Source organism: Boudabousia liubingyangii (assembly GCF_001907245.1).
GTDB lineage: Bacteria > Actinomycetota > Actinomycetes > Actinomycetales > Actinomycetaceae > Boudabousia > Boudabousia liubingyangii.
On the sequence record NZ_MQSU01000003.1, the window covers coordinates 406454 to 419842 of the forward strand.

A 13389-nucleotide genomic window follows, 5' to 3' on the forward strand; every position below is an offset into this window, starting at 1 on the left:
TCAAACCTCAATCAGCGATGATCACAGTAGCGCGGGACAAAACAGTTGTCTGAATAATAGCCGCTAAAGTCTGCGCAAACATAATCGCGATCAACACGACCAGCTGGAAACGAGCCGCCTGCAAAGGCACCGCACCGCCCAATAGGGCACCCACAAAAGCACCCGGCAGCGTCACCAAACCAGTGTTCTTAGTCTGGTCAATCTTCGGGATCAGCATCTCACGCATAGCCGTCTGCGAAACCTCCTGGAAAGCCTTCGCCGGAGCCGCACCCAAAGCAAACCAAGCCTCCACCTGGCCCCGCTGAGCACGCGAAGTATCCGCAAAACGACGACCCGCAAGGGTAGTGGCACTCATACAGTTACCTGTCACAATGCCACCCACCGCAATCAGGTTCGAAACACTGAAATCAAGCATGCGGAAAACAAACACAAACGTGATGGTAATCGTGGCCGCAATAAAGATCGCAGTCGGTACCGAACGCATCCCCAAAGGTAACTGCTTATTGCGCCTAGCCGAAGTAACCGAAGCGATCGTCATCATGACAATCACAAACAGTACCGCGAACCAAACCGACTGGACCACGCCATGCAAAATAATCGACAGGGCCGCCAACTGAACCACCGCGCGCAAGCCCGCAATCAGCGGCTGCCAGCCCAGCTTCAGTCCGTAATACTGCTGCATCAAAAGCGTCAACGTCAAAAGGATCGCTGAACCGCCCAAAGTAAAAAGAAGGGCACTTAAAGGAACAGAAAACACACAATCACCAACTAGAAAAAATCCTTATCCCAGCAGTATAGGAAATTGCCCAGAAAAAAGACCCAATAATGGGACTAAACGCCGTCAAAAGTGACCGACCTTGCGTTAAACTAGACGCTGAAACGAGTTTATTCGAAAACAAAGAGGTTCAACGATGACAACTCCGCCAAACAGTGCACCCCAAAAAGTGACGTCCAAGCTGGCCGAGGAAGAACGCAGCCTAGAACGTTCCCTCACCAACCGTCACATCCAGCTCATCGCCATCGGTGGCGCGATCGGCACCGGACTCTTCATGGGATCCGGGAAAACCATCGCCCTAGCTGGCCCCTCCGTACTGTTGGTCTACGCCGTCATCGGCTTCTTCCTCTTCTTCGTCATGAGAGCCCTAGGCGAAGTCCTACTCTCAAACCTCGAATACAAATCCTTCGCCGACATGGCCGCCGACCTAATCGGACCCTGGGCGGGCTTCATGGTGGGCTGGACCTACTTCTTCTGCTGGGTCATTACCGCCATCGCCGACATCGTGGCCATCACCGGGTACATTCGCTTCTGGTGGCACGACGTGCCCCTCTGGCTAGTCCCACTAGCCACCATCCTGCTACTACTAGGCATGAACATGGCCTCCGTAGGCGTCTTCGGCGAAATGGAATTCTGGTTCGCGATCATCAAAATCGTCGCCATCATCGCCCTAGTCGCAGTGGCCCTCTGGATGGTCATCACCGGATTCACCAACGACGGTCACACCGCCAGCTTCTCAAACCTCTGGAGCCACGGCGGCTTCTTCCCCCACGGAGCCAGCGGCTTCATCGGGGCCTTCCAAATCGCGGTCTTCGCCTTCGTCGGCATCGAACTAGTCGGAACCACCGCCGCAGAAACCAAAGACCCCGAAACCACCCTCCCCAAGGCCGTCAACGCCGTACCCCGACGCATCGTCATCTTCTACATCAGCGCCCTAGCCGCCATCATGTGCGTCACCCCCTGGAACGCAATCGACCCCGAAACCTCACCCTTCGTGGGCATGTTCGCCCTAGCCGGACTAGGGTTCGCGGCCAGCGTCGTCAACCTAGTAGTACTAACCTCCGCCGCATCCTCGGCAAACTCGGGGATCTACTCAACCGCACGCATGCTCTACGGCCTAGCCACCGCCGGACAAGCCCCCAAAGTACTAGGCAAACTAAACGAAAAGAACGTCCCGGCACTGGCGCTACTACTAACCTCCGTGATGCTGTTGGCCTCCGTGCCCATGTTGTACTTCTCAGACAGCCTGATCTTCGCCTTCACCATCTTCACGACCCTCTCATCCGTACTATTCATTGCCGTCTGGACCGCCATCATCGTCTCCTACCTGCGCTACCGCCGTTACCGGCCAGAACTACACGAAGCCTCCGTCGCAAAGATGCCCGGTGGCCGAGTCATGGCCTACATCTGCCTAGGCTTCTTCGCTTTCGTCCTCTGGGCCCTAGCCCAAGAAAGCGATACTGCCATCGCCCTCGCGGCCTCACCCGCGTGGTTTATCTTCTTGACAATCGCGTGGTTCGCTTCGCGAAAAGTCGTTGCCAAAACCCCTAAAGCGGACTAACGTTACAAACAAGTACGCCCCACCAAAAGGGTGGGACTTGACCTCTTCAAAGGAGAAGAAATGCGAGTCGGTGTACCCACAGAAGTAAAAGATAACGAATTCCGTGTTGCCCTCACCCCGGACGGCGCCCACGCCCTAACCGAAAAAGGACACACAGTCTACGTCCAAGAAGGAGCCGGCCTAGGCTCCGGCATCAGCGACGAAGAATACGTAGCCGCCGGAGCCGAACTCAAAGCTGACCCCGACGAACTCTGGGCCGAATCAGACCTCATCCTAAAAGTAAAAGAACCAATCGCCAGCGAATACCACCGACTACGTCCCGGACTGGTGCTATTCACCTACCTGCACCTAGCCGCTGACGAACCCCTCACCCGCCAACTGATCGAAAAAGAAGTCACCTCGATCGCCTATGAAACCGTCCAAATGCCAGACGGCTCCCTGCCGCTGTTGGCCCCCATGTCAGAAATCGCCGGTCGCCTAGCCGCCCAAGAAGGCGCCCACGCCCTACTCAAATTCCAAGGCGGTGACGGCACCCTCCTAGGTGGTGCCGCCGGCGTAAACCGCGGGGAGGTAATCGTCCTCGGCGGTGGTGTCGCCGGATTCGCTGCCGCCCAGGTAGCCTCCGGAATGGGTGCGAACGTCACCGTCTTTGACGTCAACACCGCCCGCCTACGCCAAATCGAAGAACTAACCGGACATCGAGTCCGCACCCAATACTCCAGCCCGCTGGCAGTATCTAAGGCCTGCGAAACCGCCGACCTAGTCATTGGCTCCGTGCTAGTCCCAGGCGCCAAAGCCCCCAAGCTAGTCACCAATGAAATGGTCTCCAAGATGAAGCCCGGCTCCGTTCTAGTCGATATTGCCATCGACCAAGGCGGCTGCTTTGAAGACTCTCACCCCACCACGCACGCCGACCCGACCTTCAAGGTCCACAACTCCACCTTCTACTGTGTGGCCAATATGCCTGGCGCGGTACCATTCACCTCCACCTACGCCCTGACCAACGCCACCATGCGCTACTGTGTCCTACTAGCGGATGAAGGCTGGGGCCACGCCTGCCAGCTACGCCCCGAACTATCCAAGGGCCTAACCACCCACAATGGCAAACTTATCTCTGCCCCCGTGGGACAGGCGCTAGGGATCGAAAGTTTCCCCCTACCGGAATAATCCAGGACCACGAAGGTCTAGGTAGGGCCTAAAAAGCCGGCCGGGCGGTCACCCCCATGAAGGTACCGCCCGGCCCACTTTATGCCCAAAAACTAACTGCTAGCCGCTAGGGACTCTAAAGTCCCCAGTAGGGTTTGCCCAAAGGCATCCGTAATAGGTTCAATTTCAGCCGCCTCAGAAACTGCTTCAAACCACAGGGACTTCGCCTCAGCCGCTGAGGCCCCAAAACGAATTGACTCCCGTGCCACCAAGTCCGCCAACCTAGGGGCCGCCATCTCTGGGTGATGCTGGAAAGCCACCAAGGAACCATACCGCCACGTGTGAATCGGGCACACCGCCGAGGACGCCAACAACGTCGCCCCCTCAGGTAGCTCCACCACCGCGTCATGATGCGAGGCCTGCGCGGGGAAGGTCCCACCCGCGCCTGCTTCCCGGGCCGCCCGCAAAGCTGGGCCCAAAAGCGGATCTGAAGAAGCTGCCTCGTTAGCGGTCCAAGGCACCAAACCGACCTCGTCCTGGCCGGGTGCCGGGGTTGCGACCCGGCCACCAAAAGTCCGGGCCGCAATCTGCGCGCCCAAACAAATCGCCAAGACTGGGACCTGGCGCTCAACACAATCGACCATTAGATCCCGCAGCGGATTAAGCCAACTATGCTCACGCTCAGAATGCGCATTCATCCGGCCACCCAAAACAATCAACGCTTCACCGTGGGGGATAGGGGCCGGAATATCCCGATCCGAAAACAGCGGAATCATATTCAGCTCAATACCCAAATGGCGGGCCCAGCGGGGAAAACGCCCCGGAGAGGCCACCAAGTCAGGCTGTAGTACCGTAATCAATTCGCGCCCCCAGCCCGCAAAGCCTCCAAGCCGGTAGTGGCCAGTTCAATCCCAGCCGACTGCAAGGCCTTAACCACAGTGCGAATAATAATATCCGTGGCCTCACGCGACTCCAGCTTCTTTGAACCGGACCAAAACAAGAGCTCCATGGTCACAGATTCCACGCCCACCCCAGAAAACATCGCCCTAGGGGCCGGCTCATTCATCACAAAATCAAGATCCGCCATAACCTCTTCCGCAATCAACTGGGCGCGGTCAAAATCAGCCTGACTAGAGAGCTCCACCGGAACCACCGTGCGGACTCGCTCAAATCCAGTCTGAACGACCACCTGCGAAGAATGCATGATCGTATTGGGCACAATCACTAACTGTCCATCGAAAGTACGAATTGCAGTCGAAGATAGGTGAATCTCCGTGATCGTACCCGCATTCTCACCGACTTTTACCTGGTCACCCACCCGGAAAGAATCCCTAGAGAGGATCACGATCCCGGCAAACATATTCCCCAAAACCGTCTGGAAAGCAATACCGGCAGCCACCGAGATAACACCCAAGCCACCCAAAATATCAACCGGATTAATGGAGGGGAAAACCACCGTAATCGCCGCGGCAAAAACCAGGGCAGAAATAACCCAAAAAGTTACGGTACTGAGGATGCGGCGGGAAGAAGCGCCGCGACCTCGCCAACGCATCCACTGACGCATCAAAACTGAAAACACGTACGCAAAAGCTACGCCCACAAACAAAACCGTCAAACCACGTAGGGCAGCAGCTCCAGTGATAGCGCTCAAACCGGGATTCCTCATGCGCAAAACCATAAGCTAAAAGCCGCAAAAACAAAAAATAACGTGTCCCAAATCCAGAAAAACGGCGAAAAATCCCGAATCTAGAGGGAGTGAAACCGTTTATTGATTGTTTTGAAGAATCCGAACGAATAGGATTGAGAGTAGGAACAAGATAAGGACAGTGAAATGACCCAACAACAAGAGCCCGTAATCTACACTCCCTCTACCTCAAAAGTTAGTGGGAGTAAGACATTCCTGCTGGTCGCAGTGCTAGCTGGAATCGTGGCAGCTTTTATTCCGCTGTATCCAGACCTAGATCTGACCCTGTTTAAGATCATGACGCAAGCAATAAGTGCGGATATTTCAATGAGCTGGGCCTGGGGAATCGCGACAGGACTACTTCTCTACTGCCTAGTCATAATCCTGCTACTTGTAAACTTCACCTCGAACTCGCAGATTCTTGATTTCATAACCGGAATCGTCGGGATTATCGGTGGAGCCGCAATCGGGTACTTCAACTACACTCTGCTATCGCAGATTCTTGAAATGCGTCGACTCATGGGAAACACAGTTTTCTCAGGTAGTTCTTACGCGATTGCAAACGGGATGATCTTTTTTACTGTCACTACGGTTGCTGTTTTACTGGCCTCCTTGATCCTCATTGGGGCCGCAATTTGGAAAGAAAACCGGATTACAGCTAACTCCCAGAATCAGTTCATGTAAAGCTACCGGGGAGTTGCCGTTTTAGGTGGTTCCAAGGTCATGAATGGTGAACCTCTTGGGACAGCTGCGCTTTCTAGACTTAACTCTTAGGAAATCGCTAGTCAAAAACAGTTGTTTTGGGATAGGTAGCGCACTAGGATAAGACCCGAATCACCAATAAAAAATGGAGACCCCCATGGAACCTAATAATCAGAACCAAGCTGAGGGACAAAACTCGGCAGAGGTAAAAGCTGAATACACCGCTTCTAGCTACCCGCCGCCGCCCGCCGCCCCGCAAGCTGAAGCTCAGCCCGCCCAGCCTGCTCAGCAGCAGTATGGTCAGCAGTACGCTCAGCCGCAGGCAGCTCAGCAACAGTATGGCCAGCAGTACGGTCAGCAGTATGGTCAGCCTGCTCAGCAGCAGTATGGTCAGCAGTACGCTCAGCCGCAGGCAGCCCAGCAGCAGTACGGCCAACAGTACGGCCAGCCGGCCCAGCAGCAGTATGGTCAGCAGTACGCTCAGCCGCAGGCAGCCCAGCAGCAGTACGGCCAACAGTACGGCCAGCCCGCTCAGCAGCAGTATGGTCAGCAGTATGCCCAGCCGCAGTACGCCGCCCCCGCTTCTTTCATGGGTGCAAGCAATATCCAAAGCGGATTCCAGGCAACTGCCGCTCCCGCAGGTTCCGTAAAGGTAGACTTCAAAGCCGAACGTGACTGGCCACGAATCGCCCTCATGGCCTCCGCCTTCCTTGGCTTGATTGCCATGTTTATGCCTATCGTTTCGGGATACTCCGGCGGCATGCTAACCGGAATGAGCGGCATCGACTTCCTACCCGTGCTGCTACTCCTTGGCTACCTAGCAATCCTAGGCACCGCCGGTGCTCGCTTCTTCGTCAAGCAGCCCGGACTTGATATCTTCGCCGGGGTTTCTGGCATCGTCAACGGTGTTGTCATGTTCTTCCTATCCAGCATGCTAATGATCGGTCTAAACTCGGTCAGCAACACGCTATTCGCGGCCGTGGGTAATGATTACGGTTCCTCTGCGGGAGCCGGTGTTTACCTATCCATCCTGTTCTCCATTGCTTGCTTCGTATTTGGCATCATGACCATCGTCAAGCGCAATGCTCAGTGATTTAATGATTAGCTAATACGCTATTGAGGGGCAACCACCCCTCAGCTTTGCCCCAGTAGGGAATCTGGCTAAAACCGATAAGTTTTAGTCAAACCCTACTGGGGCTTTTGCATTCAAACCGAAAAAACGTAACGCCTTAGACGGGGAAACTTACCCATGTAAATTGGCCAATTCTGGCTTGTTCCCTAACTCGGTGGCCCATAGGATTGAGGCAACTACCAAGCGAAATGGAGACCCAAAATGGAAAACACCGCCCAGCCGCTAAATGCGAATAATACGCAACCAGTAAGGGCAAACACCTTTAACCTACGTCGTAGCTGGTCACGGCTACTCTTGATCGTAGCTATCGGTGCCGGCCTAGTCGGTGTGTTTATGCCCGCTCTGAGCAACTTTCCGGTTAGCGTGATCGAGTTTGAAAACCCGTTTAGGCCGATGCTGATCGCGGCGATGCTGTTCTATATTGCGGCCTTGATCGTGCTGGTCGTCCGATTCTTCGTCCCCAAAACCCTGCTAGATACGATCGGTACGGTCATAGCGATGCTGGGTGCCATCTTCATGATGTACGTGGCTGCACGGACCAAAACCCTGCTCGAGTACTTCTTCGGCCTAGCCCAAAAGCATGAGGTCCCGCAAGGGCTCTTCGATCTCTCAATGGGCAGCGGATACTCGTATCTGATTTACACCGGAATGGCAGTAGCCGTTCTGTCCTTGGTCCACTTCTTCGCCTACCCTCGACCCACGAAAGAGCTTGAAGTATCAGCTACTGAAGACGCGGCCACGGAACCTGTTAGTGCCCAGCAGCCTAGCTTAAACGAGCAGCAGGTTAACCTGATTAATCAGCAGGTAGACATTAACAACCAGCAGGTTGACCTCAATAACCAGCAGCTTGGTCTAAACGACTAACAGTCGCTCAGGAAAGCGCCCACCAGAGCCAGCCCAAAATCCTCATTAAACTGGGCAAATCCCTGGGCTTCCTGGAGGGCTTTCTGACGGATCGCGGCCACCTGCGGAGCTTGCTTGCCGGCCTTAAAGGCAGTCTTAGCTACCCAGGTGGCCAACTTCTGTGCCGTAACCTCCGGATGGTGCTGGAACGCCAATAGGGAACCCAAACGCCAAGTATGGTTCGGGCACTTTGCCGAGGCCGCCAACAAAGTAGCCCCCTCGGGCAACTCCACTACCGCATCGTCATGAGAAACCGGCACCCGGGGAGCCTGCCGCATCGCCAACTTAGCGGAACCAGACCGCAAAGCCGGGCCCAACCAGCGGTCATCCTTCGCACCCGGACGCAAAATATACTTGACCATACCTTCCTCGCCCTGGCCCTCAGCCGGGCAAGCACACTGGCCGCCAAAAGCCTCAGCTGCAATCTGAGCGCCTAAACAAATCGCCAAAACCGGAACCTCAGCGGCCACAGCCTGACGCAAGAACTCTGCCAAGTCCGTAACCCAAGGATTCTGGTCGCCACTGTGCGCGCTCATCGTCCCACCCAGGACCACCACGCCCCGGACCTGATCCGAAAAGGCGGGCACGCCCTCGGCGCTCAAAGAAACCTCACGAAGTTCCCAATCAACCGGGCCCTTATCAGCCGCGAAAGTACGAATCCAGCCGGGAACCTGACCGCCATCAACCTCCGGGTCCGGACGCAAAATCAAAATCTCAGACATAAAAACTCCTTAGTACGCGCTGACTGACAAAAGTTCTGGACGCTTAGCCAAAATCCGATCCCCACTGGAACGGCCCCGCAGATGACGGCCCACCCACGGAAGAAAATCACGCCGCACCCAAGCTAGGTCATCCTGCCAAGTCGGTTCGGTTTCCGCCCAGCCCTCCGGCACCGCCTGCCAAACCGGCACATCGGTCGGAATCGGGACCTCACCTGGGCCCAAAGTGCGTTCATGATCCGGCACGAACTCCCAGCCCAGCGCATTCAAAGCCCCACGAGAAAGCACCTCATGGCCAGTGGGAGTCAAATGAATCCGGTCCGCGGCCCACGCCGGCCAAGTCCGCAAAGCCGCCAAACCCCACTGATCAATAACAAAGACGTTGGGGTAGCGCCGCGCAATCGACCAAATATGGGAGTTCAAAATAGCGTTCGGGCCCCTAGTTTTCTCAATCAGTCCGCCGTCAGCAGCGTTCGAACTAGTACACAGAATCACCGCTGCGCCGGCCTGTAAACACTGCTGAACCCCCGACTCTAGGAGGGCCGCCAGTCGGTCCGGAGTTGACTTCGGCCGCAGCAGGTCATTGCCGCCACCAACCAGCGAAACCACCGTGGGCTCAAGCTCCAAGGCTCTAGGAAGCTGCTCTTCGATAATCGGGGCTAGTAGCTTCCCCCGGATAGCTAGGTTGGCGTACTGGGTTTCCGGTAGGCCCGCCTGGGTGCGAATCCCAGAAAACTTCGCGGCCAAACGATCTGTCCAACCGCGGAACCGACCATTGGCACCCGGATCCATTAGCCCCTCAGAGAAGGAATCGCCAATGGCCACGTAACGTGCCATCGCTTCGGCTGGCAGGGCAGCGGGCACCCCAGCTTCCTGGCGCACCCGATATTCGGCCGAGGACGCTACCACCGGCTGTTCTTTGGCGGCCGGTTTTTCCTTGCCCAGATGACGATTTTGGCGATTTTTCCTGGTGGACATGATTACGGCAATCTCCAATCGATGGGCCGTTGACCGCGCTGGGTCAAAATCTGATTAATCTGTGAAAAAGGCCTAGAACCGAAGAAGCCACGACGGGCCGACAGGGGAGAGGGATGCGGGGCGCAAACCTGCGGGCACCGGTCCAAGTGCACGCCCAAAGCCTGCGCCGGGCGACCCCACAGTACCGCCACCGGCGGAACCTCTAAACCGTTAAGGATTTCTAAAGCGGCCCCGGTGAACTCTTGCCAACCTAGGCGATCGTGTCCCTTCGCCTGTCCTTCCGGGACGGTCAAAATCGTGTTGAGTAGCATGACGCCCTGATCGGCCCAGGGGCGCAGGTCCCCACTGCTTGGGTAGGGGAGTCCCAGATCGTCCTGTAGTTCTTGGTAAATATTTCTGAGCGAACGAGGTAGCTCCACCCCGGGCCGGACAGAGAAACTTAGCCCCATGGCATGGCCTGCCGTCGGGTAGGGGTCCTGACCCAGAATCAGGACTTTGACGTCTGAAAGGGGCCTAGAGAAAGCCGCAAAAATATCGTCCGAGGGCGGGAAAACTACCTCGCCCTGGGCCTTACGTTCCCGGACGCGCGCTAAGACCTGTTCTAGCTGGGGTAGCGCAGGGAGTAGCGCCGTGGCCCACTGGGGGTCAAAGCCGGGCGGGAAAGAGGCATTCATGGGCCTTATTCTAACGGTCTTTTTTGTCACTCCGCGCGTCGCCATGGGCTTTGCGGGCTGCTTTGACGTAGCCTTAGGGTGTGAGTAAGACAAATTATGAGCCTGACGAATTTGACGAAGCCGCACAGAACGGTCCTCGTGGAGTCCACCGTGCCCCCGAACCCTGGTGGCGCTGGATGGTCCCCTTCCTAGTAGTGCTATTGCTAGTGCCGATCGTGGCCTGGGGCAGCATGTACCTACTAACCAACAACGGGGCAGACCTACCGTCCCGTCTGAAGCCGTCAACCGCAGAGTCCACCGTCAGTGCGACTACTGAAGCAGCTCCGAGTGCTGAAGCCCCCAAGGCCGATGAACCGGCCAAACCGGTTGAAGCCACCCAGGAAGCCACCGAAGAAAAGCCCGCAGCTGACAAGGCCAACGCCGATATCGTGGTCCTAAACGGAGCCAGTGTTAACGGCCTAGCTGCCTCTGTAGTTGCCAAGCTCAAGGACGCCGGCTTCAAGGAAGGCACCGCCGCTAACGCCAACGGCTGGGCCTCTAAGACCTCCGTTGTCTACTACCCGTCAGATGAGTACAAGGCACTAGCTGAAGAAGCTGCTAAGACCCTAGGGATCGAAGAGGTTAAGTCTTACCCTGAAGCTCCCAATAAGAAGGGCATCACCGTACTTCTGCGCAAGGACTACCGTCAGTAAAAGCACGGGTCCCAACAAAGCACAAAGCTAAAAGCTGGCGCTCCACCGAAAAGGTGGGGCGCTTTGCTTTTCGCCCACAGGTGAGGTTATCCCCAAGAGGCCCAAAAAGTTTGCACTCTGGGCTTGAGAGTGCCAAACTTTCTTTAGCACTCGAAGCCTATGAGTGATAAAAACCAAGGCGTAAACGTGAGATTTACGAGCTTATGGGAAATGAACATGAGTTTCTAAATCGTCCGTCGCGGGCACGTAAACGCCGCTGATTCCGCATTGCGGGAGGAAACCTCAAAATGGCAAAAATTATTGCTTTTGACGAAGAAGCTCGTCGTGGCATGGAACGCGGCCTAAACATGCTGGCCGACACCGTAAAGGTGACCCTAGGCCCCAAGGGCCGCAACGTCGTCCTCGACAAGAAGTGGGGCGCCCCCACCATCACTAACGACGGTGTTTCCATCGCAAAAGAAATCGAACTAGACGACCCCTTCGAAAAGATCGGCGCCGAACTAGTCAAGGAAGTTGCAAAGAAGACTGATGACGTCGCCGGTGACGGTACCACCACCGCTACCGTTCTAGCCCAGGCCCTAGTCAAGGAAGGCCTCCGTAACGTCGCAGCTGGCGCCAACCCGATCGCTCTAAAGCGCGGCATCAACATTGCCGTCGAAGCAGTCGTCAAGCACCTACTGCAGTCCGCTAAGGAAATCGAAACCACCGAAGAAATCGCCGCTACCGCCTCCATCTCTGCGGCTGACCCGGAAATCGGTCAGCTAATCGCAAAGGCTATGGAAGTTGTGGGTGACGCCGGTGTTATCACCGTTGAAGAAACCAACTCCTTCGACACCACCCTAGAGACCACCGAAGGTATGCGCTTCGACAAGGGCTTCCTCTCCCCGTACTTCGTCACCGACGCAGAACGTCAGGAAGCAGTCCTAGAAGACGCCTACGTGCTACTAGTCGAATCCAAGATCACCAACGTCAAGGATCTACTACCCCTACTAGAAAAGGTCATGCAGACCGGCAAGCCGCTAGCCATCATCGCTGAAGACATCGAAGGCGAAGCTCTAGCCACCCTAGTAGTCAACAAAATCCGCGGCACCTTCAAGTCCGTGGCCGTTAAGGCTCCCGGCTTCGGTGACCGTCGCAAGTCCATGCTGCAGGACATGGCCATCCTAACCGGTGGTCAGGTCATCAGCGAAACCGTTGGCCTATCCCTAGAAAGCGCCGACCTAGACCTACTAGGCCGCGCCCGCAAGGTAGTTGTCACCAAGGATGAAACCACCATCGTTGACGGTGCTGGCTCCAAGGAACAGCTAGAAGGCCGCGTTGCCCAGATCAAGGCTGAGATCGAAAAGTCCGACTCTGACTACGACCGTGAAAAGCTACAGGAGCGCCTAGCTAAGCTCTCCGGTGGCGTGGCCGTAATCAAGTCCGGTGCTGCTACCGAAGTTGAACTAAAGGAACGCAAGCACCGCATCGAAGACGCCGTCCGCAACGCTAAGGCCGCTAAGGAAGAAGGCATCGTCGCCGGTGGTGGCGTCGCCCTAATCCAGGCCAGCAGCGCCCTCGAAGGCCTAGACGTAACCGATGACGAAGCTACCGGTGTTTCCATCGTGCTTTCCGCCATCGAAGCTCCGCTAAAGCAGATCGCTTTCAACGCTGGCCTAGAGCCCGGCGTGATTGCCGACAAGGTCAAGCACCTACCCACCGGTGAAGGCCTAAACGCTGCTACCGGCGAATACGTCAACCTACTCGAAGCCGGCATTGCCGACCCGGTAAAGGTAACCCGCTCTGCCCTGCAGAACGCTGCCTCCATTGCCGGTCTATTCCTAACCACCGAGGCTGTCGTCGCAGACAAGCCCGAGCCCCCGGCCCCCGCCGGCGGCGAAGGTGACATGGGTGGCATGGGCGGCATGGGTGGCATGTACTGAGCCGACCAGCTCAGCTAAACCCAAACGCTGCACCCTAATCGGGTAACACGTAAAGCCAGAGGGACGGTCCCGCGGAGAAATCCGCTAAGACCGTCCCTCTTGCTATGCCCGCAAAAAGCAGGAAAAGTAGTTCCTAAACGTTAGAAGGAGAAGAGCGAATGAGCTTGAGATTCTGCGTCGGCGTAGGTCTGTGCCGCCAGCATCATGCGCTTAGAAAGATCCTCTAAAGCCTGATCAACCTGAGCCTGAACCGCCTGCCATTGAGAAACAGACTGGGCAAAAGCCACTTGGGCGGCACCTTGCCAGTTATTCTGCAAAGACTGAAGCTGAGCAATGATGCTCTGCACCTCTGCCCGAATTTGAGCGCCAGCTGCACTGGTTGCCGAACTAGCGGCCGAAATCTGGGCTGAATCAACATTAAAAGCACTCACTGTGCACCTCCGAAGGTAAGAAATAATTACCTAACCAGAGTGCCCGTAGGCCGGCTATAAAAAGTTCGCA

14 protein-coding genes are annotated in these 13389 nt (G+C 56.1%); 7 read left to right on the plus strand and 7 right to left on the minus strand.

Features of this window, described 5'->3' with window-relative positions:
- Window positions 1–7: 7 nt before the first annotated feature.
- Window positions 8–757, minus strand: coding sequence for an ABC transporter permease (locus BSR28_RS06505; RefSeq protein WP_073709244.1), 750 nt, complete (start codon window positions 755–757; stop codon window positions 8–10).
- A 154-nt stretch (window positions 758–911) separates the two neighbouring features.
- On the opposite strand from BSR28_RS06505, the gene BSR28_RS06510 reads away from it, so the two are divergent.
- A complete protein-coding gene (locus BSR28_RS06510; protein WP_180372221.1) occupies window positions 912–2336 on the plus strand; it encodes an amino acid permease in 1425 nt (474 codons plus the stop codon).
- Between the two features lie 60 nt (window positions 2337–2396).
- Complete coding sequence (ald, locus tag BSR28_RS06515) at window positions 2397–3503, plus strand: alanine dehydrogenase (protein ID WP_073713684.1); 1107 nt, start codon at window positions 2397–2399, stop codon at window positions 3501–3503.
- Window positions 3504–3595: 92 nt separating this feature from the next.
- Here ald and BSR28_RS06520 read toward each other — a convergent pair whose 3' ends face one another.
- Both BSR28_RS06520 and BSR28_RS06525 read right to left on the minus strand, forming a co-directional pair.
- A complete protein-coding gene (locus BSR28_RS06520) occupies window positions 3596–4342 on the minus strand; it encodes a type 1 glutamine amidotransferase (RefSeq protein ID WP_073713685.1) in 747 nt (248 codons plus the stop codon).
- A complete protein-coding gene (locus tag BSR28_RS06525) occupies window positions 4339–5133 on the minus strand; it encodes a mechanosensitive ion channel family protein (protein WP_073713686.1) in 795 nt (264 codons plus the stop codon). Before BSR28_RS06525 ends, BSR28_RS06520 begins: the two co-directional genes overlap by 4 nt.
- A gap of 180 nt (window positions 5134–5313) precedes the next feature.
- Between BSR28_RS06525 and BSR28_RS06530 the strand changes: the two genes are divergently transcribed.
- From BSR28_RS06530 to BSR28_RS06540, 3 genes are all read left to right on the plus strand, one after another.
- On the plus strand, window positions 5314–5850 hold the full coding sequence (locus tag BSR28_RS06530) for a hypothetical protein (protein ID WP_073713687.1): 537 nt from the start codon (window positions 5314–5316) through the stop codon (window positions 5848–5850).
- 175 nt (window positions 5851–6025) lie between these two features.
- Window positions 6026–6961 carry a hypothetical protein gene (locus tag BSR28_RS09120; RefSeq protein WP_073713688.1) on the plus strand — a complete coding sequence of 312 codons (936 nt, stop codon included), beginning with the start codon at window positions 6026–6028 and terminating at the stop codon, window positions 6959–6961.
- 240 nt (window positions 6962–7201) lie between these two features.
- The gene (locus tag BSR28_RS06540) at window positions 7202–7864 is read left to right on the plus strand and encodes a hypothetical protein (protein ID WP_073713689.1); all 663 of its coding nucleotides are present in this window, start codon (window positions 7202–7204) and stop codon (window positions 7862–7864) included.
- On the opposite strand, the gene BSR28_RS06545 is transcribed toward BSR28_RS06540, so the two are convergent.
- The 3 genes from BSR28_RS06545 to BSR28_RS06555 are packed head-to-tail and all read right to left on the minus strand — an operon-like array spanning window position 7861 to window position 10274.
- Window positions 7861–8625: a type 1 glutamine amidotransferase gene (locus BSR28_RS06545; RefSeq protein WP_073713690.1), complete on the minus strand. Its 765-nt coding sequence runs from the start codon at window positions 8623–8625 to the stop codon at window positions 7861–7863. The two genes, BSR28_RS06540 and BSR28_RS06545, sit on opposite strands and share 4 nt — an antisense overlap.
- Window positions 8626–8634: 9 nt before the next feature.
- Window positions 8635–9600 carry an SGNH/GDSL hydrolase family protein gene (locus tag BSR28_RS06550; protein WP_198928938.1) on the minus strand — a complete coding sequence of 322 codons (966 nt, stop codon included), beginning with the start codon at window positions 9598–9600 and terminating at the stop codon, window positions 8635–8637.
- A 2-nt stretch (window positions 9601–9602) separates the two neighbouring features.
- On the minus strand, window positions 9603–10274 hold the full coding sequence (locus BSR28_RS06555) for a uracil-DNA glycosylase (RefSeq protein WP_073713691.1): 672 nt from the start codon (window positions 10272–10274) through the stop codon (window positions 9603–9605).
- A gap of 80 nt (window positions 10275–10354) precedes the next feature.
- Here BSR28_RS06555 and BSR28_RS06560 point away from each other — a divergent pair, with 80 nt between their 5' ends.
- Together BSR28_RS06560 and groL are read left to right on the plus strand one after the other, a co-directional pair.
- Window positions 10355–10966, plus strand: a complete 612-nt coding sequence (locus tag BSR28_RS06560; RefSeq protein WP_073713692.1) for a LytR C-terminal domain-containing protein — start codon at window positions 10355–10357, stop codon at window positions 10964–10966.
- A gap of 287 nt (window positions 10967–11253) precedes the next feature.
- Window positions 11254–12888, plus strand: a complete 1635-nt coding sequence (gene groL / locus BSR28_RS06565; protein ID WP_073709234.1) for a chaperonin GroEL — start codon at window positions 11254–11256, stop codon at window positions 12886–12888.
- A 140-nt stretch (window positions 12889–13028) separates the two neighbouring features.
- Here groL and BSR28_RS06570 read toward each other — a convergent pair whose 3' ends face one another.
- On the minus strand, window positions 13029–13319 hold the full coding sequence (locus BSR28_RS06570; RefSeq protein ID WP_073713693.1) for a WXG100 family type VII secretion target: 291 nt from the start codon (window positions 13317–13319) through the stop codon (window positions 13029–13031).
- Window positions 13320–13389: the final 70 nt, after the last annotated feature.